The organism is uncultured Ruegeria sp. (assembly GCF_947497005.1).
Classification (GTDB): Bacteria; Pseudomonadota; Alphaproteobacteria; order Rhodobacterales; family Rhodobacteraceae; genus Ruegeria.
Window position 1 is genome coordinate 83,299 of sequence record NZ_CANMFF010000011.1, and the last position, 19,123, is coordinate 102,421.

Here is a 19,123-nt window from a genome sequence, read left to right on the forward strand (position 1 = left end):
CTTGCCTTGACGCTGGGCGCACAAAAGCCCAGCGTCACTCCATGTTTCCGATCCGAGACCATAACCCTTCGGGGCGCACGCCTTATGTTGTCTACGCACTAATGGCCGCCAACATCCTGATCTTCCTCAGTTATGTGGGGATCATGGATGACGGACCGCGGATCAGCAGGCTGTTTTTTGACTACGCCATCATCCCGGCGCGGGTCAGCGATGGGTTCGGGCTGGAAACCCTTTTGACGTCCATGTTCCTGCATGGGGGGTGGATGCATCTGGCCGGGAACATGCTGTTCCTTTGGATCTTTGGCGACAATCTGGAAGACGAGATGGGCCACCTGCCTTTCCTGCTGTTCTATCTAGCAGCTGGAATCGGTGCGGGCCTCATTCACATCATCACCGGGCCGGCCTCTCAGGTCCCGACCGTTGGGGCCTCGGGCGCGATTGCGGGAGTGATGGGCGGGTATCTGTTGTTGTTCCCGAAAGCACGGGTAGATATCCTGCTGATCCTGATTGTCTATTTCAGGGTCTTAACCATTCCTGCCTTCATCATGCTGGGCATCTGGCTGGCGATACAGTTCTTTGGCAGTGTCACCAGCAATCCGGACGAAGGAGGAATCGCCTATTGGGCCCATACGGGTGGGTTTGCTGTTGGCTTGATCCTGTGCATTCCGCTGTGGCTGAGGCGTGGCGGAATTCAGTTCTGGGACCGCACCCATGGACACCCGCCCCACCCGGAGGCGAAGTATAAGCTGTCGCAGTCACGCATACCGCATGTTCCGCGCCGGTAAAGCTTCGGTAAAGAGCGATCAGCTCCGGATCACTTTGGCGAACTGATCAAAGATTGGCTCGTTCGAGCAGATCACTTCACCATCCTCCAGAACACTGCCTTCAGGGATCAGTGCCTGCACGAAGCCACCTGCTTCTTTCACGATGATGATACCGGCAGCCAAATCCCATGCGTTTAGGCGGCGCTCCCAGAAGCCTTCGTACCGACCAGCAGCCACATATGCCATGTCGAGTGCGGCAGCGCCCCAACGGCGCACACCGGCGCAGGCGGGCATCAGTCGCGCCAGGTCCTGCAGGGTCGCGGGCAGGTCCGAACGCCCACCAAAAGGCAAACCAGTCGCGAAGACCGATTCAATCATGCGGTGACGGCCTGACACGCGAATACGGGTGTCATTCATCCATGAACCTTCGCCTTTTTCGGCAAAGAACATCTCGTCCTTGGCGGCGTCATAGATCACGCCGGCAACGATCTTGCCTTTGTGCTCCAGCGCGATGGAAATCGCCCAGTGCGGCAGGCCGTGCAGGAAATTTGTGGTGCCGTCCAGCGGATCGACGATCCAGCGGCGGGTCGGGTCTTCGCCTTCAATAACGCCGCCCTCTTCGGCCAGCCAGCCATAGGTCGGACGCGCGCCCAGAAGTTCTTCTTTCAGAATGGCTTCGGCGGCGATATCGGCCTTCGAGACAAAATCGCCCGCGCCCTTCATCGACACCTGCAAATTCTCGACTTCACGGAAATCCTTGACCAAAGAACGCCCCGCCTTGCGCGCGGCCTTGATCATGATGTTGAGATTTGCACTGCCAACCATTGTCAAAAGGCTCCTGTCCGGTCAAACCGCGCGTATACTGCCGCAATGCGCCCTTGCCAAGAGGAATGATACGCATATCAGACCCGCCGCAAACGCCGTTACTGGGATTGCAGCTTGCGCGCCTCTTTACGGGCCAGTTTCACCAGTTCCTGCACAAACGGTTTTTCGAGATCTTCCGATCTGACCGCAGCGTACAAACGCCGTGTGATGCCCTCTTTTGTCAGGGGTCGGGTGACATAGTCAGAGTTGTATTTGACTTCGCGCACGACCCAATCCGGCAGCACCGAGATCCCACGGTTTGACGCCACCAGCAGCAGGATGACAGCGGTCAGTTCCACCTGCCGGATCGTGGCGGGTTCGACCCGTGCAGGGATCAGTAACTGGCTGAACACGTCCAGACGCGTACGTTCCACCGGATAGGTGATCAGAGTCTGGCCACGAAAATCCTCTGCCTCGACATAGTCTTTCTCGGCCAGCGGATGGGTCGAAGCCGCTACAAAAACGGCATTGTAGTCAAAGAGTTCAACAAATTCGACGCCTGGCAAGTCTTCGGGATCGGACGAAACCACCAGGTCGACCTCTTCCTTTTGCAAGGCCGGAAGGGCATCGAAAGCCAGACCGGGGCGAATATCAACATCCACATCGCCCCAGGATTTTCTGAAGGATTCGAGCACCGGAAACAGCCACTCGAAACAGGCGTGGCATTCGATGGCTATGTGCATTCTCCCGGTGCGCCCGTCCCGCAACGATGAAAACTCATTCTGAGTAGCTTCCACTTGCGGCAGGATCTGTTCCGCCAACCGAAGCAGGCGCAATCCGGCAGCTGAAAGTTTCATGGGTTTGGAACGGCGCAGAAACAGCTCAACTCCGGCCTGATCCTCCAACCCTTTGATCTGATGGCTCAAAGCGGATTGGGTGATATTCAATTGGTCCGCAGCACGCGCCAGCCCGCCGCATTCATGGATTGCCTTGATGGTGCGCAGGTGCCGGAATTCAATATGCATTCAAACAGCGTTCATGTTGTTGTTGAGTAATATGAGTTTGTTTCACATTGCCAGTCATGGCACAAGAGGCTCAATTGATCCAGAGAGGCCGTTATGTCCAAACCTGAAATTTCATTCGAGTTCTTTCCGCCCAAAACTCTGGAAGCCTCTTTCCGCCTATGGGACACGGTTCAGACATTGGCGCCGTTGGATCCCCGCTTTGTTTCCGTTACCTACGGCGCTGGCGGTACGACACGAGAGTTGACGCGCGACGCGGTTTCGACCCTGCACAAATCCTCAGGTCTGAACGTGGCCGCGCATCTGACTTGCGTCGATGCCTCGCGGCAGGAAACGCTGGAAATAGCCGACACTTTTGCACGCGCAGGTGTACAGGACATCGTCGCCCTGCGCGGAGACCCGCCGAAGGGCCAGGACAAATTCGTGCCACATCCCGACGGGTTCACCAGTTCAGTCGAACTGATCGAGGCGCTGGCCGAAACCGAGATGTTCAACATCCGCGTTGGTGCCTATCCTGACAAACACCCCGAAGCTGCGGATATGGCTGCAGATGTAGACTGGTTGAAAGCCAAGCTGGACGCCGGCGCGGATGAGGCGCTGACACAGTTCTTCTTCGAGGCCGAGACCTTTTTCCGATTCCGCGACGCTTGCGCCAAGGCAGGGATCGATAAACCGATTGTGCCCGGCATCCTGCCGATCGAAAACTGGGCGGGTGCCCGCAATTTCGCCAAGCGCTGTGGCACGCATATTCCCGTGTGGGTGGAACAGGCCTTTGAAAAGGCCGTGCGTGACGAGCGTGAAGATTTACTGGCAACGGCGATCTGCACCGAACTGTGTTCGGACCTGATCGAAGGCGGTGTGAACAAGTTGCATTTCTACACCCTGAACCGCCCGGAACTGACGCGCGATGTGTGTTTTGCCCTTGGGATCACACCAAGCGTCGAGCTGGAAAACGTCGCCTGAAATCTAAAAAACCCCAACGAGTCGCCCGGGTTACGTTTACGCCCGGGCGTTTTTCGTTTCGGTATGTGTGAACTGTTTCGCAGTCCCGTTCACAAAACGCCGCCATTGCGGGACAATTGAATCACCGCATCCTGATTGTCGTCGCAAGCCCCTTAAATCAGCCTCGAAATTTGACAAAACTATGACTCTGGTAACACTGGAGGAGTGTAGTTTGTAAAGAGTGTTTTGAGTATGGAACCTGTCGATAAAGTACGGGCACGCACGGACGCGTTGGCAGATCTGGGTTTAAGCCCCTGCGCCAGTTCCCGTGAAATCAGGGATGCCTGGCGGCAGATCGCCTTTCATTCGCATCCTGATCACAAGGATGGGGACAGTTCCGGGTTTTCACGCGCCAAGGCGGCTTATGATTTTCTGCGCCAAGAAGGGTTGGCAACAAAAGGTGGTGCCAGTTCCGGCCCACCCCAGCCGCGCCGACCCCGATTGAAGAAGCGTATTATTGAACTTCCACAGGAAGATATTGCCACCTGCAAGGCGATGCTGAACCCCGACCAGGTGCTACCGCAAATGCACAGCACAACCGATGTTCAGCCTGCGCCCGACAAAATTGTCTGTGACCATGTTCCCGACGCGGTCGGGTGTTACGGGCGTCATCTGACCTATTTTGTCACCACGCCTGTGAATCATGGTGCAAATCGCGTGGCCCTGCCAACCACCGTCCTGACCAGCGCGCGTCACAGCGAGGCTGAAATTCTGAGCTTTCAGTCCAAAGATACAGGCGCCGGAGAAGTGGTCATTCCCGATACAATCCGCGAAAGCAAGTTTCCCGGGGCCAAGAGCGTGCGGATCAGATTTGACGCCGATCAGGATATTCGGGATCAGTTCTGGCTTGCTGGCTAACCGCAAAAGCCCGGCTTAAACAAGCCGGGCTTTGATCCTTCAGTACCGGATCAGTTGGAAACCGGACCTTCCGAAGTAAATTTCGGGATCACGTTGGTCGAGGCATCTGTGGCCTCGATACCCGGCCAGTTGCCTTCAGCGAGATTGAGGTTGCCTGGGATATCTTCTTCGAAGAACCCGACAACCACATCGGTGATGTTCAGGTACAGCTTGTCGTCCACAATCCGCCACAGGTTCGGGTTTGCCGGAACTTTACCACCGCGCGACACACCATAAGCGCAGTGCCCATCATATTGCGGTGCGTAATAGGCCGGGTTTTCCAGGAATTTGTCGCGGTTTTCCGCGGTCGCGAAAGCCCAGGTTGAACCGTTGTATTCCGCAGTGATGTCGGCTTTGCCCCGCACGCCTTCCGGCTGCGACTGGCCAACAGGCGCTTGGTCCAGGCTGCGATAGGCGACAACGTCATAGCCCGAGACGGCAAAGCCAGTGCCGTCAACATATTGTGGGCCGGCAAAGGCCGGAATGGCCAAGAATATGGCCGCGGCGAAGGTCGTTGCGAAGCGTTTCATGTGATCTATCCTTTTCGTGTCAACTGACTCGGTGTCGCCGTATTGGCTGGTCTGAGAAGACAATATGCGATTCCCGTCCAGTTCGTAGTCCACCTAACGGCGCTGTGACCCCGAACGAGAAAACGTGAAAGATTGATCGTGGATTATTACAAAATAAGCCGGATAGACTGGGTTGGACTCTGCAGACTGCAACATTAGCTGTAAGGCAGCCGTGGGCACGGCCCCGCAAATTAGGGAAGAAAGGCAAGAGATGAGCGACCAATCCCCGTACACCCCTCCAACGGTCTGGACCTGGGACAGTGAAAGTGGCGGACAATTCGCCAACATCAATCGTCCAATTGCAGGGGCCACTCATGACAAAGACCTGCCAACCGGGCGTCATCCCCTTCAGCTGTATTCACTGGCCACGCCCAACGGCGTAAAAGTCACCGTCATGCTGGAAGAGCTGTTGGCGCTGGGTCACGAAGAAGCGGAATACAACGCGTGGCTGATCAACATCGGTGAGGGCGATCAGTTTGGCTCGGGCTTTGTTGGAGCCAACCCGAATTCAAAAATCCCCGCTCTTTTGGATCGGTCGGGTGAAGAACCTGTTCGTGTCTTTGAAAGCGCCTCGATCCTGTTCCATCTGGCCGAAAGGTTCGGCGCGTTCTTGCCCGAATCCAGTCCGGAGCGGACCGAAGTGATGAACTGGGTGTTCTGGCAGATGGGCAGCGCGCCCTACCTGGGCGGCGGGTTCGGCCATTTCTACGCCTATGCACCCGAGAAATGGGAATACCCGATCAACCGCTTCGCGATGGAGGCCAAGCGACAGCTGGACGTCCTGGATCAGCAATTGGCGGATAAGACCTTCATCGCAGGCGACGAGTATACGATTGCCGACATGGCGATCTGGCCGTGGTATGGCCAGTTGGTTCTGGGTCGCCTCTACAGTGCTGCCGAGTTTCTGGACGTTGAATCGTACAAGAACGTCATGCGTTGGGCCAAGGATATTGACGCGCGTCCAGCAGTTCAGCGTGGTCGTATGGTCAACCGCGCCTTTGGCGAGCCGCACACGCAGCTTCACGAGCGCCATGACGCCAGCGATTTCGAAACCCGCACGCAGGACAAATTGGAAGCGGCTGCAGAATAATCACAGCTTCGCCGAACAACACGCGGTGCAGCTTGCGCCGTGTGTTTGCGTTTTGTCGGTTACTTCAGAATTGGCGGGTTGTCCGGGTTGCTGCCGGGGACTTCCCGTACCGGCTCAGCCGCTTGCGGCTTTGGCAGGTCAAACCGAAGACCCACCTTGGCCAGCAGCGCAGCGGCGGCCTCACTGGCGGTGAAGAAACCAACGTCCATCGCGCCCGCTTCGATCCCGGAAAAGGTAAGTGCCTCGGACGCGGCCTTGGCCAGAGCGGTCTCGGCCCCGTCAACCACATCGACAAATCCCAACAGATGCCCCTGCGCGCCAGTCTCTGACTTGGTTGCAACCAAATAGGCTGCGCGGGCCAACCCGCCTGCGGTTGCCAGCTTGGCATCCAAAGCGGTCAGCAAGTTATCGGGCAAGCCAGAGGGCGGCATGAATTCAGCCAGCTTTTCCTCGACCTCTTGCGGACCGTGTTGCAGCGTTTCAGCCAACCAACCCAAAGCCTCTGCTGGCACCAGCATCGAAGATGGCGCCGTTTCCAGATTCAGGCCCAGCCCGATCCCCTGCCCTGCCAGAATCCCCGACAACACCCGCCCCGAAAGTGCGACATAGGGCACGGGCCGTCCGGCAAACTGCGCCAGCCGCTCCTCTCGGTCGAAGACCAGCACAAAGCGCCCGTCGGCCACGTCGAACAGTTCGGGCGAGATATTCTCGCCCCGCGCTTCCTCGGTCAGCATCAGAAACAGCTCGCTGTCGGCAAGCCGTTCGAAGAAACGCAGCCGGGCAGCATCACTCTGCGGATCCGCTTGCATCGCAGCATGCACTGTGTCCAACGCTGTAGTTTCAGTCATTCAGCACCTCTTGGACCCGCGCACGCAAAACCGGCAGCAGTTCAGCTTCGAACCACGGGTTTTTCTTCAACCATGCCGTATTGCGCCAGGACGGATGAGGCAAGGCAAAGACCCGCGGCGCATAGCCCTGCCATTTCCGAACCGTATCGGTCACAGACCCGCGCGTGCCCAGATGATATTTATGCGCGTGGCCTCCGACCAGAACGGTCAGCGGCACCTGTCCCAGATCCTGCATCACCCGATCATGCCATGTCTTGCGGCAAATCGCGGGTGGAGGAAGATCGGCACTGCGCGCATCATATCCGGGAAAACAAAACGCCATCGGCACGATCGACACGCGGTCACGATCATAGAAAATCGTATCGTCAATACCCAACCAGTGCCGCAGCCGGTCACCGGACGGGTCGGTAAACGGCCGCCCGGACTCGTGCACGCGCGCACCCGGAGCTTGCCCTGCGATCAGGATCGGTGTTCCGGGGCGAAACCAGACCACAGGGCGCGGCTCGTGTGCGGATTCTGTTTGTGCGAATGATTCAGCACACAGGCGGCAATTTCGAATGTCCTCTCGTAAACCGTTCATCTGATGGCAAAAGCTCCTGTTCACCGTTGCTATTGTTGGCTGGTTAGACAGATAATAATGACCAGACGCAGCACCAAGGGATTAGAAAACTCAGCTGCGTCTGATCAGGCACTCACGACCATTATCAGGACGCATTGATCATTTGTTTCATAATTGGACATAATGTAGCCAACATGGGTCGGTAAAAATAACCCTTTCTGGCCACCCGCACGAGCGACAACACGACCAAAACGAGCAGCAGACCGCGAATGCTAGAGTTCGAAAATGTCAGCAAATCCTTCTGGACCGGGACGCGCCGCAAGGTGATCCTGGACCGGGTCTCGTTCCGGGTCGAACTGGGCAGGTCGCTGGGCGTTCTGGCCCCGAACGGCACCGGCAAGACCACACTTATCAACATGATGGCCGGTCTGGAAAAACCCGACGAAGGTGTGATCCGTCGTGAGTGCCGCGTGTCGTTCCCCATGGGTTTTACAGGCGGTGTGGTGGGGAAACTGTCGGCGCTGGAAAATGCTCGCTATATTGCCAATATCTACGGCATGGACCCCGATTACATCGAGGCTTATTGCAAGTGGCTTTGCGGTCTGGGCGAGTATTTCGACCAGCCCTTGGCCACATACTCTTCCGGGATGCGGGCCCGGTTTACGTTTTCTTTGATGCTGGCGCTGGATTTCGACATGTATCTGATCGACGAAGGGATGCCTGCGACAACAGATGTCGAATTCAACGAAAAAGCAGGATCGATCCTGAAGGAAAGGCTGCGCACAACGACATTGGTGATCGTATCGCACAGCCCCTCCGTGCTGGAGAAATTCGCCCTTCAAGCCGCCGTTCTTCTGGACGGGCAATTGTATATGTTTGACTCCTTGGAAGAGGCAAAGCAGCTTTATGACTACGAAACCCAAGGTTAGAAAATATAACTGGCGCCGCAAACGGCAGACGGAAGGTTCGGCCGAGGCGCGGTCGGATGCGATCTCGCGCATTCGCAACGCGACGCAGGGGCCCGCGGCCGCCGGAGAGGCACAACCGGGTATACAACTGGACGATATCAAGCGCGAAGGCCTGACCGGTCGCCAATTGCGTATCGCGCGACGTCTGGCACAGAAACATGGCCTGGCCGCCACATCCGATTATGACGCGGTGCGTTTGCTGCGCAATAAGGGTGTCGATCCTTTCCAGCGGACCAATCTCCTTGATCTGGTCGCCGCCAAGCCATCGGAACAGGACGACAAGCCGAAGGACAAGATCAGCATTCAACTGCCGCAAACCGTGGGCGCAGAGAAATCCAACCTGCCCGGCCCCGAGCTCAGCCCGGCTGAACGGCGCAACCTTGAAATCGGGCAGATCCAAAAAGACATTGCGCGCCGTCGCAAGCGCAAATTATTTGGATTGTTTGCGCGTCTGGCGGCGTTCGTATTCCTGCCAACCTTCATTGTCGGCTTCTATTTCTACCGCATCGCGACCCCGATGTACGCCAGCGATTCAGAATTCTTGATCCTGCAAGCTGATGGCGGACCGGGCAATATCGGCGGTCTGCTTGCCGGTACGCAATTTGCCACCACTCAGGACTCGATCTCGGTCCAGTCCTTTTTGGAATCTAAAGAGGCTTTGCTATTGCTGGATCAAGACGCCGGGTTTTCTGATGTCTTCAAGCAGGACTGGATCGACCCGATCCAAAGGCTGGCACCCGATGCGACGCTGGAAGACGCCTATAAGCTATTCAAACGCATGATCACCATCGGTTATGACCCGACCGAAGGAGTCATTCGGATGGAAGTTGCCGCACCTGATGCGCAGACATCCACCGAATTTTCCGAACGTTTGATCTCCTATTCTGAAGACAGGGTGAACGCCTTGTCCGGCAAGAAGCGTGAAGACCAGATGCGCGACGCGCTGCAAAGCTTTGAAGCGGCGCAGGAAGCGCGACAACAGGCTCAGGAAGAGTTGATTGAGCTTCAGCTTCAGGGGGCGGTTCTGGACCCTGAAAACGTCATCGCCAGCCTGCGTGGCCGCATCAACGAAATCGAAATACTCGTGCAGGACAAAGAACTTGAACTTGCCGCTCTGCAAGACAACCTGCGCCCGAACAAAGCGAAAGTTGATGGCGTCACGGCGGATATCAACCGCCTGGAAAAGGTGCTGGAGGAACTGAATGCCGAGATGCAGGATGCCTCTGCCGGCGAAAATTCGCTGGCGCGATTGAGCGTGCGCATCCAGATCGCGCAGGCAGATCTGGCGACGCGGGATATGATGCTGCAAACGGCAATGCAGCAAATGGAATCGACCCGGTCCGAAGCCAACCGACAGGTTCGCTATCTGACCGTCTCAGTCAACCCAATTCCCAGTCAGGAACCCAGCTATCCGCGCAAGTTCGAAAATACGATTTTGGCATTCCTGCTGTTTGCTGGTATCTACCTCATGATCTCGCTTACCGCGTCGGTCCTTCGTGAACAGGTATCCTCATAAGACTCATGAAACATGTAAAAATCTCCGACCTGACAGTCGGCAACGACCTTCCGCTGACCATTATTGCGGGCCCTTGTCAGCTTGAAACGGCAGACCACGCGCAAATGATTGCGGGTAAGATGAAAGAAGCCTGCGATGCAGCCGGGGCGCAATATGTCTTCAAGGCGTCGTACGACAAGGCAAACCGCACTTCACTGTCGGGCAAGCGTGGCATGGGAATCGATGCGGGGCTGCAGGTTCTGGACGACATCCGCAAGACCATGGGCATCCCGGTTCTGACCGATGTCCATAACGAAGCACAATGCGCCATCGCCGCCGAGGCAGTGAACGTTCTGCAAATCCCTGCCTTCTTGTGCCGTCAGACCGATATGCTGTTGGCCGCGGGCAATACCGGCGCTGTGATCAACGTGAAAAAGGGCCAGTTTCTTGCTCCGTGGGAGATGCCCAATATCGTTTCCAAGATCGAAAGTACGGGAAATCGGAATATCCTGCTGACTGAACGCGGCACCTCGTTTGGCTATAATACGCTGGTGGCTGATATGCGGTCCCTGCCGCAAATGGCCCAATCCGGGTATCCTGTGGTGATGGACGCGACCCATTCAGTGCAACAGCCCGGTGGCCAGGGTGGATCTTCCGGTGGCCAGCGAGAATTCGCTCCGGTCATGGCACGTGCGGCGGTTGCAGTAGGTACCGCTGCGGTTTTCATGGAAACTCATCAGGATCCGGATAACGCGCCCTGCGACGGACCCAACATGATTTATCTCGACCAGATGCCCCAACTTGTTGACACATTGATGCGCTTTGATGCGTTGGCAAAAGCGAATCCGATTCAGATTTAACGATTGAGACTTGTTATGACCAAACCCCTCCCCGAGGTGACACCTAACACCTGGAGTTTTCTGCGCGACGCGATGATCAAACCCACCGGGTTTCGCGAATACGACGCGCGCTGGAAATACCCCGAAGAGATCAACCTGCCCGGCATGACCGCCCTGGGTCTCGGCCTGGGCACCCAGATGCGCAAGAGGGGGATCGAGCCCGTGATCGCAGTCGGCAATGACTATCGCGATTATTCACTTGCGATCAAAAACGCGCTGATCCTTGGCCTGATGCAGGCCGGTATTCAGGTGAAAGACATCGGCCCGGCAGTCAGCCCCATGGCCTATTTCGCACAATTTCACCTGGATGTACCTGCAGTCGCGATGGTCACCGCCAGCCACAACCCGAACGGTTGGACCGGGGTAAAAATGGGCTTTGACCGCCCGCTGACCCATGGCCCGGATGAGATGACTGAGTTACGCGACATCGTTCTGAATGACGAAGGCCTTACGAATGAAGGCGGCTCTTACGAGTTCGTCGAGGGCGTGAAAGAAGCCTATATCGATGATCTGGTAGGCGAATTCAAAATGTCCCGCCCGCTGAAAGTGGTTTGCGCGACCGGGAATGGCACCGCCTCGGCGTTTGCGCCCGAGATTTTCGAACGGATCGGGGTCGAGATCGTACCCAGTCACAACCGACTGGACTATACTTTCCCGAACTACAACCCCAACCCCGAAGCGATGGAAATGTTGCACGACATGGCCGCCACGGTGAAATCCAGCGGTGCCGATATGGCGCTGGGATTTGACGGTGATGGCGACCGCTGCGGCGTCGTCGATGACGAAGGTGAAGAGATTTTTGCCGACAAGGTCGGCGTGATCATGGCGCGCGACTTGGCCAAGCTGCACCCCGGATCAACATTCGTTGCGGACGTAAAATCCACTGGCCTTTTCGCCAGCGACCCCGAGTTGCAGGCCCTGGGCGTCAAGGCGGATTACTGGAAAACCGGCCACAGCCACATGAAGCGTCGGGTCAAGGAAATCGGCGCACTGGCCGGGTTCGAAAAGTCTGGCCACTACTTTTTGGCTGAGCCGATCGGGCGCGGATATGACTGCGGCATGCGCGTCGCGGTCGAGATCTGCAAGCTGATGGACCGCAACCCGGAAAAAAGCATGTCGGATCTGCGCAAGGCTCTGCCCAAGACATGGTCCACGCCCACGATGTCACCCTATGCCGCCGATACCGAAAAATACGATATCCTGCAGCGTCTGGTCGACAAACTGGTCGCCAAAGGCGACGCGGGCGAGACTCTGGCAGGTCGCGCGATCAAGGAAGTGGTCACTGTGAACGGCGCACGTGTCATTCTGGACAATGGCAGCTGGGGTCTGGTGCGGGCGTCGTCCAACACGCCCAATCTGGTTGTCGTCTGTGAAAGCAGCGAAAGCGAGGCCGAGATGCGGGCGATTTTTGCGGATATCGACGCGGTCATCCGGACGGAACCGGGCGTCGGCGATTACGACCAGACGATCTGAAGCTAACCGCTTGGGGCATATCCTAATGCCCCAAGCGCAACATTTGCTCAGTCGCCGCCAAACAGCTTGAGCAGACCTTTCTTCGCCTCTTCTTCAAGCTTGTTCTTGATCGCATCTTCGATCTGATCGCTGTCGGTGATGGTCGTATCCAGTTCGTTCCCGACCTTCTCAAAAACCTTCTGTTTGGCGTCGTCTTCCAGTTCTTTGACCTTCACATCGGCGGCTGCCTCGATCACCTTGGTCAGGTCCGGCTTGATCGACGGGTTGCTCCACGGGCCGACGATGCGTACCGGCACCGAAATCCCCTGCCCGGAATTGGCCCTCAGCGCCACCGGAGTGAACAGGTAATCTATATCGCGGGCACCCAACCCCACGGTGCCAGTTCCATCTGCGCGGAAGTTTTTCAACGACATGAGAAGATCGTTGTTCGTCAGAACACCCTGATCGATGGTGTAGCTGGCTGTCAGACTGTTGAACACCGTCGTTCCACCCGACCCGCTTCCCTGCCCCATCAAACGGTCCAGATCGAAACCGGATATCACTCCGGGCCCGACATCCAGATTTCCTTTGCCGCTCAGAGATCGCATGATCTGATCCTCAGACTGACCGACACCCAGAAACTCAAACGCTCCGGCAGCGGTTCCCGACAGGCGCTCGATGCCCGCCATGGTGGTCAGCGCCTGATTCAGGTCGATCCCGCCGGCCGTCACATTGCCACCCACGGACAGGCCATTGCGGTTGTTAGCGACCACTTGCCCGTTCAACTGACCCGAAAACAGTGTGGCCGGGTGCATTTCAAGCACGGCCCGCGACCGATCCAAAGACAGGGTCAGGTCGCTTTTGCCGAACGTCATTCCGGGAACGGCGATTGTGTTGGCGGTCAGACGAATTTTGCCGTTCGCCAGCGCCAGAGCGGACGCGTCGATAGGGTCTTGCGACCATCCTTCCGATGCAGGTGCGCCCGGTTGAGGCGTTCCTGCCGACGTCGACCCTGTATCGGAAATCCGCGACAGGTTCAGATCACCGGCATCCAGACGAGCCACGATCTTCGGGGGGTCCGAGATCGTGATATCCGCCTCACCCGCAAATCGGTTGTCATCTAACTGCGCATTCATTTTTCGCAGGGAAATTTGCCCGTCCTGCGTGTAAGTCATATGCGCCGCGATATCGGCAGTTTTGCCCAACCCGGGCGGTACAGTTGTCCCGCTCTGACCAAAGGCTGCAAGCATCTTTTCGGTGTCCCGGGTCTCAACCTTGATCATTCCATCCATTTCACCAATCAGATTGACGCGCCCGTCAAAGCCGATCTCACCCCCCGGAGCCGTCATAGCCAAGTCCAGCCCGGTCACGGACCCCGAGGCAAATGCGGGTAAATCCGGGATTTTGAGGTCAACCCGAACGGAACCTCCGGGTACAGAGATGGCGGCTTCCATCACCATAGGTGCCGTGACCTGTGGCCAACTTGCCGCCAACGTCACATCAGAAAAGTCCATCTGAGAGACACCGTTTTCCAAATAAATCAACCGCGCGTTTGTCAGTTGCAACTCTTCCAAGGTAACAGTTGCCGATGTATCCGCAGGCCCCGCCCCTTCGGACGGGGCAGTGGCCGAGGAGGCCACCGGCGCGCTCAGCTCCCAGTTTCCTCGCCCTTGCGACCGCTCCAATCGCAATACCGGGTTTTCCGCGAAAACCCGTTTTATCCGAAGATCTCCATTTAACAGCGCAGCGGCGTCCACGCCCACGGCAAGGCTTTCGGCGCTCAGCATCGGCTCTGGTCCGGCCCAGCTGGCATTTCCAAAACGCACCGGCCCGGTTTCCATCCCAAGCACCGGCCAGAACGATATGTTCACATCACCGGTCAGTGTCAGATCACGCCCGGTCTGCGCCTTCACCTGCTCGGCCAGGATTGCAGCCAACTTGTCCCCCGGCATCAGCAGCAGCGCGCCGATAACCAACCCGACCACCGCTACAACAATAAACAGGACGCGCATCAGCCATTTCATATTCTGCTCTCCGCCTTTTGGCTTATCTTTGCTGTGATCATTCAAATCACACGTCACATTTGCAAGGGGAAGCTTTCCCCACTATATGCCGCGCATGACGACAAACCCGCCAAACCTCCGCCCCGACCTGGCACCTGCCGCCCGGATCACCGAGACACCGCACGCGAACCAGCCGACCATCGGTATGGTGTCATTGGGCTGCCCGAAGGCGTTGGTCGATAGTGAGCGCATTCTGACCCGACTGCGCGCCGAAGGATACGGCATTTCGCCCGATTATGCCGGGGCCGATGCCGTCATTGTGAACACCTGCGGGTTCCTTGACAGCGCCAAAGCGGAATCGCTGGACGCGATCGGTGAGGCCTTGGTTGAAAACGGCAAGGTCATCGTGACCGGCTGTCTGGGCGCTGAACCCGACTACATCCGCGAACATCATCCCCGCATCATGGCCGTCACTGGTCCACATCAATACGAACAGGTTCTGGATGCGGTACATGACGCCGTTCCGCCCGATCCGGACCCGTTTGTAGACCTGCTGCCCGCCAGCAGTGTGCAACTGACGCCGCGCCACTACAGCTATCTGAAAATCTCGGAAGGCTGTAACCACAAGTGCAAGTTCTGCATCATCCCCGATATGCGCGGCAAACTGGCCAGCCGCCCTGCGCATGCTGTTCTGCGTGAGGCCGAGAAACTGGTTGATAATGGCGTGCGCGAATTGCTGGTGATCTCGCAGGATACCTCGGCCTATGGGCTGGACCGGAAATACGATGTCAATCAGTGGAAAGAACGCGAGGTGCGTAGCCACATTACCGATCTGGCGCGCGAATTGGGGCGGCTGGATGCCTGGGTTCGGCTCCACTATGTCTACCCCTATCCGCATGTACGCGACCTGATTCCGCTGATGGCCGATGCCGGGTGCAACGTGCTGCCTTATCTGGATATCCCGTTCCAGCATGCGCACCCTAACGTTCTGAAGCGCATGGCCCGCCCGGCTGCAGCGGCCAAAACTTTGGATGAAATCCAAGCTTGGCGCGCGATCTGCCCGGACATCACCCTGCGGTCGACCTTTATCGTTGGTTATCCGGGTGAGACCGAGGCCGAGTTTCAGACCCTGCTGGACTGGATGGGCGAGGCTCAATTGGATCGTGTCGGCTGTTTTCAGTATGAAAACGTAGACGGAGCACGATCGAACGACCTGCCCGATCACGTCCCGGCCGAAGTCAAGCAAGAGCGTTGGGATCGCTTCATGGAAAAAGCGCAGGCCATTTCAGAAGCTAAATTGCAGGCAAAGGTCGGACAGACACTTCAGGTGATCGTGGACGAGGTTGATGACGAGGCCGCCTCCTGCCGCACGAGGGCAGACGCGCCCGAGATCGACGGGAACCTGTTCATCGATGAAGGGTTTGAAGATCTAAAGCCCGGCGACGTCGTCACAGTCGAAGTGGACGAAGCCGGCGAATACGATTTGTGGGGAAGGCTTGCCTAACGTCTGACAATGAACGTGCCCGACACACAGCACATGGGCAAAGCGTGAAGCAAGTTTATTGGCGGAACGCGCGGCCAGACCCGATCTTAGACTGAAAGCCAAACACGGAGGTTTTCATGTCTCGTATCTGCAAGCTTGGCCTGAACGGCGTGGTCTTTCTGATGGCCGTGCATTTCCTGGCCACCCCCGGTTATGCCCAGCCCATACAGATCGGCTCTGACGGGGTCATTGCGGTTGGGGGCAAGCATCTCAACTTTCACAAACACGGCAACCACAAGATCAAACGGTACTATGTCGCGCCGAAAGCTAAATCACATGTCAAACACCCCAAGTTGCATCACAAAAAGCCAACTAAGATTTATCGTAAACACAGCCCCAAACGGCGTGTGATCGGGCATGTCCCCTACAGGTCGATCAAACGACACAAGTTCAAGTCTTACAGGTTCAAGCATTCCTACGGGTTCAAAAGGCACTAAGGTGGGGCGGCGTACAAAATGCGCCCTGCCCAATGGCGCGAAAAAACGCAGGCAAGAAAAAACCGCCATGGATGGCGGCGGCAATTTCCGAAAATAGGGCAGGCGGTCCGTATCCGGACCGCCTGCAAAGAGCTTATTGAGTAACCGGGTTACAGACGGTCTGGCCTGCTTCGGTTGTGGCCAGCTCATAGCCGCCCGGGCAGCTGGCTGTGCCGGCTTTGTCATAGCTGGGCTGAACGTAAACTGGTGTCGGTTCTTCCTGCTGCGCACAGGCAGTCAGGATCAGAGCAAATGCGCCAACGGCAGCGAGTTTCAGTTTCATGTCCGTCATTCCTCTATTACTTTTCTGATATTGCCCAACTTTTCGGGGCCGAGTTTAGAATACGGGCTGAACGACAATCTGGCAACTAAATCGATCACGTCTCTGTGAGTCAAAGCGATTCCATGCCAATTGAGGCTCGTAACGCTGATCTTTACGGCGTCGCAGCTATTCTTTTGGCCGCAGCACCGTAAACTGTTCCTATGACATCAGCCAAAAAACGGAGAAGCCACATGTCAGACGCACCCATCGTTGCCCAGAAGTCACCCTTTCCGGTCGAGGTGGTCGAAGGAAAAACCTATTTTTGGTGCGCCTGCGGAAAGTCCAACCGCCAGCCGTTTTGCGACGGATCGCATAAAGGAACCGAATTCGAACCCGTGAAATATACCGCAGACGCCACTAAAAAGGTCTTCTTTTGCGGGTGCAAACACAGTTCGAAGGCACCGTTATGCGATGGAACGCACAGCGGGCTTTGATCAGGTTTTCAGCCTGTTCAGGGTCTCGGCATTCGCGCAAAACTCCGGGGCTCTGGCTACCGGGCCTTGTTGCGTGGACATCCAGTGTTCACATTGCACGTCACATCCGGCGGCTCGGCACCGTGTGACAAGTTCAGCATATCCATCCGGCGACAGTCGCCCCTCCGCCATCGCCTCGGTCATCGAAATGCCCATACATCGCGAAATAGAGCGTGTCAGCCAGAAGTGCTTTTCGATGTCGCCCAACGCGATCTGAGGCATCACGCGTGCTCCATCTGCCGGGATTTCAAGTCAGCGAATCGCTCCCGATTCGGGCAGGTGCAAGGCGCTTGATTTACCTGCTCGCGTTGTTCCAGCCATTCCGGGCAGTCTTTGGCCCAGGCACAGCCACGACATTGTTGTACGATCTCGGCCCATTCCTCGTGCCTTAGATGACCGTCCCGATAGGCCGCGGCCAAATCGGTTCCGGTTGCCTGCCCCATGCGCAATACCAGACGCAGATGGGTCATGATTTCGCCCAGACGTGACATGAGGAACCCGTGAGTTAAGGCATGAGTTTATGGAGCAATTCCTGGTTTCGGCAGTATTCCGGCGTACGTTGCGCGGACACCGCAGTGTTCAGTAGATACTTGCAATGATCGGGGTTTGGACAGTCGCTGCAGCGCAAAACAGCGTCAGAAATCTGGTCCACGGAAACGGAACCATCTATAGCTGCTTCCTCAAGATCAATATCCAGCATTCTGGCCATATCGTCCACCAGTCCGGCGTGCAGTCGCAGGGTCTCTTGGGTGGGCATGCTGTTTCCTTTCACTTTCGCGCTTTGTTAAAAGCGTAGCGAATCTGAAAAGATGCACTTTGACACAGGTCAAGATTGAACGCCGATGTGATCCAGATAGGCCCGGGTGGCGTCCTGAACCCTGCGAAAGCGATCCCCGCCCAGTTTCTTGCCGCCATACCATCGGGTGACGATGATCACATGGTTTTCCAACCCAGCACGTTCGATCATCCGCAGGATCACCATGCCGGCCCCGCTTTCCCCGTCGTCAGCCTTCAACGCACCGGTCGGCAACGTCGCGGCCCAAGTGTTATGTGAGGCTTTGGCATAGCTTTTGATCGATTTCAGATCATCCAGCACAGCATCGATTTCAGCCCGCGACGTGACGCACGCCCCGGACACCGCGTATTTCGACCCGCGGTCTGACAGAATGACACCCAGACGCGTAAGCTCGGTCATTGGGTCAGACCCAGTTGCCCGGCGGTTTCCAGCACGATTTGAACACGCTGTGCGTTTGGCGGATGAGTTCCTAGAAACCTGTTACCTGGATCCGGGATGCGGTCAAAGAACTTGGCGCCAATCAATGGGTTGTACCCAGCGTTATGTGTGATGATGGTTCCCAACTGATCTGCCTCAAGCTCAAAGTCTTTCACGTAAGCTTGAACGCCAACCTTCGCCCCCACCTTTTGCGCCTCTTCTATGGCAGCGGCATCCCCGCCGCGCAACTGTGCCACCCGTCCGAACTCGACCGCACTTGCGCTGGCGATTTCACTCTGCCTCGCGATATGTCCCAGAACGTGGTGGGCAGCTTCGTGCCCCATGACAAACGCCAACTCATCCGCGTTCTGAGTAGATTCGATCATCGAGCGGGTGAATATGATCACCGGCTGACGTTTGTCGTCCAGCGTCTGAAACGCATTGGCCGGGGCCTGAGGGTTCAGATCGACAAAAATCCGGAATTCGCAATTCTGCCCTGTCGTCTGTTGCAAGCACTGGCTGCGAGCCTCTTCCCCAATGGCCTGGCTGACCTCACGAAAGGTCTGGACCATGGCTTCGGCTTCCGGCTCACCTCCCAGCCATTCCTCGGCGGGCTGCACGCGCAGAGTACCCTCTGTGCAGGCAACAACCAGCAAGGACAGCAATAAAGCAAACCATCTGTGCATCTTATATCCTCTGGGACCGAATAGCCGTAATTTCAACA

At 56.9% G+C, this 19,123-nt stretch carries 23 protein-coding genes; 11 read left to right on the forward strand and 12 right to left on the reverse strand.

Translation table 11 applies throughout. The annotated features are described in order from the left end of the window. Positions 1 to 41 precede the first annotated feature (41 nt). Entirely contained in the window at positions 42 to 785 is a 744-nt protein-coding gene (locus Q0816_RS16085; RefSeq protein WP_298852359.1) for a rhomboid family intramembrane serine protease, read from the forward strand. A gap of 18 nt (positions 786 to 803) precedes the next feature. Here the strand turns inward: Q0816_RS16085 and Q0816_RS16090 are convergent, their stop codons facing one another. Together Q0816_RS16090 and Q0816_RS16095 are read right to left on the reverse strand one after the other, a co-directional pair. Beyond that, positions 804 to 1,589, reverse strand: a complete 786-nt coding sequence (locus Q0816_RS16090; RefSeq protein WP_298852361.1) for an inositol monophosphatase family protein — start codon at positions 1,587 to 1,589, stop codon at positions 804 to 806. A 98-nt stretch (positions 1,590 to 1,687) separates the two neighbouring features. After that, on the reverse strand, positions 1,688 to 2,593 hold the full coding sequence (locus Q0816_RS16095; RefSeq protein WP_298852362.1) for a LysR family transcriptional regulator: 906 nt from the start codon (positions 2,591 to 2,593) through the stop codon (positions 1,688 to 1,690). A gap of 93 nt (positions 2,594 to 2,686) precedes the next feature. Between Q0816_RS16095 and metF the strand changes: the two genes are divergently transcribed. After that, positions 2,687 to 3,553, forward strand: a complete 867-nt coding sequence (metF, locus tag Q0816_RS16100) for a methylenetetrahydrofolate reductase [NAD(P)H] (RefSeq protein ID WP_298852364.1) — start codon at positions 2,687 to 2,689, stop codon at positions 3,551 to 3,553. Between the two features lie 231 nt (positions 3,554 to 3,784). Next, the gene (locus Q0816_RS16105; protein ID WP_298852367.1) at positions 3,785 to 4,450 is read left to right on the forward strand and encodes a J domain-containing protein; all 666 of its coding nucleotides are present in this window, start codon (positions 3,785 to 3,787) and stop codon (positions 4,448 to 4,450) included. A gap of 50 nt (positions 4,451 to 4,500) precedes the next feature. Here Q0816_RS16105 and Q0816_RS16110 read toward each other — a convergent pair whose 3' ends face one another. Further along, a complete protein-coding gene (locus Q0816_RS16110; protein ID WP_298852370.1) occupies positions 4,501 to 5,019 on the reverse strand; it encodes a YHS domain-containing (seleno)protein in 519 nt (172 codons plus the stop codon). 250 nt (positions 5,020 to 5,269) lie between these two features. Here Q0816_RS16110 and yghU point away from each other — a divergent pair, with 250 nt between their 5' ends. Then, entirely contained in the window at positions 5,270 to 6,148 is an 879-nt protein-coding gene (yghU, locus tag Q0816_RS16115; RefSeq protein WP_298852372.1) for a glutathione-dependent disulfide-bond oxidoreductase, read from the forward strand. 59 nt (positions 6,149 to 6,207) lie between these two features. Here the strand turns inward: yghU and Q0816_RS16120 are convergent, their stop codons facing one another. Next, positions 6,208 to 6,996, reverse strand: coding sequence for an SseB family protein (locus tag Q0816_RS16120; RefSeq protein ID WP_298852374.1), 789 nt, complete (start codon positions 6,994 to 6,996; stop codon positions 6,208 to 6,210). Then, positions 6,989 to 7,576 (reverse strand): uracil-DNA glycosylase family protein, encoded by a 588-nt coding sequence (locus tag Q0816_RS16125; protein WP_298852376.1) that lies wholly within the window; start codon positions 7,574 to 7,576, stop codon positions 6,989 to 6,991. The genes Q0816_RS16120 and Q0816_RS16125 overlap by 8 nt, the downstream gene beginning before the upstream one ends. A gap of 248 nt (positions 7,577 to 7,824) precedes the next feature. Between Q0816_RS16125 and Q0816_RS16130 the strand changes: the two genes are divergently transcribed. The 4 genes from Q0816_RS16130 to Q0816_RS16145 are packed head-to-tail and all read left to right on the forward strand — an operon-like array spanning position 7,825 to position 12,390. Next, positions 7,825 to 8,484, forward strand: coding sequence for an ABC transporter ATP-binding protein (locus Q0816_RS16130; RefSeq protein ID WP_298852378.1), 660 nt, complete (start codon positions 7,825 to 7,827; stop codon positions 8,482 to 8,484). Next, positions 8,462 to 10,039 carry a capsule biosynthesis protein gene (locus Q0816_RS16135; protein ID WP_298852380.1) on the forward strand — a complete coding sequence of 526 codons (1,578 nt, stop codon included), beginning with the start codon at positions 8,462 to 8,464 and terminating at the stop codon, positions 10,037 to 10,039. Before Q0816_RS16130 ends, Q0816_RS16135 begins: the two co-directional genes overlap by 23 nt. Before the next feature lie 5 nt (positions 10,040 to 10,044). Then, positions 10,045 to 10,878, forward strand: a complete 834-nt coding sequence (kdsA, locus tag Q0816_RS16140) for a 3-deoxy-8-phosphooctulonate synthase (protein ID WP_298852382.1) — start codon at positions 10,045 to 10,047, stop codon at positions 10,876 to 10,878. A 15-nt stretch (positions 10,879 to 10,893) separates the two neighbouring features. Then, the gene (locus tag Q0816_RS16145) at positions 10,894 to 12,390 is read left to right on the forward strand and encodes a phosphomannomutase/phosphoglucomutase (protein ID WP_298852384.1); all 1,497 of its coding nucleotides are present in this window, start codon (positions 10,894 to 10,896) and stop codon (positions 12,388 to 12,390) included. A gap of 47 nt (positions 12,391 to 12,437) precedes the next feature. On the opposite strand, the gene Q0816_RS16150 is transcribed toward Q0816_RS16145, so the two are convergent. Further along, positions 12,438 to 14,393, reverse strand: a complete 1,956-nt coding sequence (locus Q0816_RS16150) for an AsmA family protein (RefSeq protein ID WP_298852387.1) — start codon at positions 14,391 to 14,393, stop codon at positions 12,438 to 12,440. A gap of 94 nt (positions 14,394 to 14,487) precedes the next feature. On the opposite strand from Q0816_RS16150, the gene rimO reads away from it, so the two are divergent. After that, entirely contained in the window at positions 14,488 to 15,876 is a 1,389-nt protein-coding gene (gene rimO / locus Q0816_RS16155; RefSeq protein ID WP_298852389.1) for a 30S ribosomal protein S12 methylthiotransferase RimO, read from the forward strand. A 116-nt stretch (positions 15,877 to 15,992) separates the two neighbouring features. Then, positions 15,993 to 16,352, forward strand: a complete 360-nt coding sequence (locus Q0816_RS16160; protein ID WP_298852391.1) for a hypothetical protein — start codon at positions 15,993 to 15,995, stop codon at positions 16,350 to 16,352. 133 nt (positions 16,353 to 16,485) lie between these two features. Here the strand turns inward: Q0816_RS16160 and Q0816_RS16165 are convergent, their stop codons facing one another. After that, positions 16,486 to 16,674 (reverse strand): hypothetical protein, encoded by a 189-nt coding sequence (locus tag Q0816_RS16165; RefSeq protein WP_298852393.1) that lies wholly within the window; start codon positions 16,672 to 16,674, stop codon positions 16,486 to 16,488. Between the two features lie 230 nt (positions 16,675 to 16,904). Here Q0816_RS16165 and Q0816_RS16170 point away from each other — a divergent pair, with 230 nt between their 5' ends. Then, the gene (locus Q0816_RS16170) at positions 16,905 to 17,147 is read left to right on the forward strand and encodes a CDGSH iron-sulfur domain-containing protein (RefSeq protein ID WP_298852395.1); all 243 of its coding nucleotides are present in this window, start codon (positions 16,905 to 16,907) and stop codon (positions 17,145 to 17,147) included. On the opposite strand, the gene Q0816_RS16175 is transcribed toward Q0816_RS16170, so the two are convergent. The 5 genes from Q0816_RS16175 to Q0816_RS16195 all read right to left on the reverse strand — a co-directional run bounded on the left by Q0816_RS16175 (position 17,148) and on the right by Q0816_RS16195 (position 19,085). Further along, entirely contained in the window at positions 17,148 to 17,408 is a 261-nt protein-coding gene (locus Q0816_RS16175; protein ID WP_298852397.1) for a DUF6455 family protein, read from the reverse strand. Continuing rightward, entirely contained in the window at positions 17,408 to 17,677 is a 270-nt protein-coding gene (locus Q0816_RS16180) for a DUF6455 family protein (protein ID WP_298852399.1), read from the reverse strand. Before Q0816_RS16180 ends, Q0816_RS16175 begins: the two co-directional genes overlap by 1 nt. A 14-nt stretch (positions 17,678 to 17,691) precedes the next feature. Beyond that, on the reverse strand, positions 17,692 to 17,943 hold the full coding sequence (locus tag Q0816_RS16185) for a DUF6455 family protein (RefSeq protein WP_298852401.1): 252 nt from the start codon (positions 17,941 to 17,943) through the stop codon (positions 17,692 to 17,694). 69 nt (positions 17,944 to 18,012) lie between these two features. Next, complete coding sequence (locus Q0816_RS16190; RefSeq protein WP_298852403.1) at positions 18,013 to 18,381, reverse strand: YigZ family protein; 369 nt, start codon at positions 18,379 to 18,381, stop codon at positions 18,013 to 18,015. Beyond that, positions 18,378 to 19,085: a M48 family metallopeptidase gene (locus tag Q0816_RS16195; protein ID WP_298852405.1), complete on the reverse strand. Its 708-nt coding sequence runs from the start codon at positions 19,083 to 19,085 to the stop codon at positions 18,378 to 18,380. The genes Q0816_RS16190 and Q0816_RS16195 overlap by 4 nt, the downstream gene beginning before the upstream one ends. Between the last annotated feature and the right edge of the window lie 38 nt (positions 19,086 to 19,123).

What these genes read in the sequence shown, in the direction of transcription:
- Q0816_RS16085 (WP_298852359.1), top strand. Translation starts at nt 42, where the DNA reads ATGTTTCCGATCCGAGACCATAACCCTTCGGGGCGCACGCCTTATGTT.
- Q0816_RS16090 (WP_298852361.1), bottom strand. Translation starts at nt 1,589, where the DNA reads ATGGTTGGCAGTGCAAATCTCAACATCATGATCAAGGCCGCGCGCAAG.
- Q0816_RS16095 (WP_298852362.1), bottom strand. Translation starts at nt 2,593, where the DNA reads ATGCATATTGAATTCCGGCACCTGCGCACCATCAAGGCAATCCATGAA.
- metF (WP_298852364.1), top strand. Translation starts at nt 2,687, where the DNA reads ATGTCCAAACCTGAAATTTCATTCGAGTTCTTTCCGCCCAAAACTCTG.
- Q0816_RS16105 (WP_298852367.1), top strand. Translation starts at nt 3,785, where the DNA reads ATGGAACCTGTCGATAAAGTACGGGCACGCACGGACGCGTTGGCAGAT.
- Q0816_RS16110 (WP_298852370.1), bottom strand. Translation starts at nt 5,019, where the DNA reads ATGAAACGCTTCGCAACGACCTTCGCCGCGGCCATATTCTTGGCCATT.
- yghU (WP_298852372.1), top strand. Translation starts at nt 5,270, where the DNA reads ATGAGCGACCAATCCCCGTACACCCCTCCAACGGTCTGGACCTGGGAC.
- Q0816_RS16120 (WP_298852374.1), bottom strand. Translation starts at nt 6,996, where the DNA reads ATGACTGAAACTACAGCGTTGGACACAGTGCATGCTGCGATGCAAGCG.
- Q0816_RS16125 (WP_298852376.1), bottom strand. Translation starts at nt 7,576, where the DNA reads ATGAACGGTTTACGAGAGGACATTCGAAATTGCCGCCTGTGTGCTGAA.
- Q0816_RS16130 (WP_298852378.1), top strand. Translation starts at nt 7,825, where the DNA reads ATGCTAGAGTTCGAAAATGTCAGCAAATCCTTCTGGACCGGGACGCGC.
- Q0816_RS16135 (WP_298852380.1), top strand. Translation starts at nt 8,462, where the DNA reads ATGACTACGAAACCCAAGGTTAGAAAATATAACTGGCGCCGCAAACGG.
- kdsA (WP_298852382.1), top strand. Translation starts at nt 10,045, where the DNA reads ATGAAACATGTAAAAATCTCCGACCTGACAGTCGGCAACGACCTTCCG.
- Q0816_RS16145 (WP_298852384.1), top strand. Translation starts at nt 10,894, where the DNA reads ATGACCAAACCCCTCCCCGAGGTGACACCTAACACCTGGAGTTTTCTG.
- Q0816_RS16150 (WP_298852387.1), bottom strand. Translation starts at nt 14,393, where the DNA reads ATGAAATGGCTGATGCGCGTCCTGTTTATTGTTGTAGCGGTGGTCGGG.
- rimO (WP_298852389.1), top strand. Translation starts at nt 14,488, where the DNA reads ATGACGACAAACCCGCCAAACCTCCGCCCCGACCTGGCACCTGCCGCC.
- Q0816_RS16160 (WP_298852391.1), top strand. Translation starts at nt 15,993, where the DNA reads ATGTCTCGTATCTGCAAGCTTGGCCTGAACGGCGTGGTCTTTCTGATG.
- Q0816_RS16165 (WP_298852393.1), bottom strand. Translation starts at nt 16,674, where the DNA reads ATGAAACTGAAACTCGCTGCCGTTGGCGCATTTGCTCTGATCCTGACT.
- Q0816_RS16170 (WP_298852395.1), top strand. Translation starts at nt 16,905, where the DNA reads ATGTCAGACGCACCCATCGTTGCCCAGAAGTCACCCTTTCCGGTCGAG.
- Q0816_RS16175 (WP_298852397.1), bottom strand. Translation starts at nt 17,408, where the DNA reads ATGCCTCAGATCGCGTTGGGCGACATCGAAAAGCACTTCTGGCTGACA.
- Q0816_RS16180 (WP_298852399.1), bottom strand. Translation starts at nt 17,677, where the DNA reads ATGTCACGTCTGGGCGAAATCATGACCCATCTGCGTCTGGTATTGCGC.
- Q0816_RS16185 (WP_298852401.1), bottom strand. Translation starts at nt 17,943, where the DNA reads ATGCCCACCCAAGAGACCCTGCGACTGCACGCCGGACTGGTGGACGAT.
- Q0816_RS16190 (WP_298852403.1), bottom strand. Translation starts at nt 18,381, where the DNA reads ATGACCGAGCTTACGCGTCTGGGTGTCATTCTGTCAGACCGCGGGTCG.
- Q0816_RS16195 (WP_298852405.1), bottom strand. Translation starts at nt 19,085, where the DNA reads ATGCACAGATGGTTTGCTTTATTGCTGTCCTTGCTGGTTGTTGCCTGC.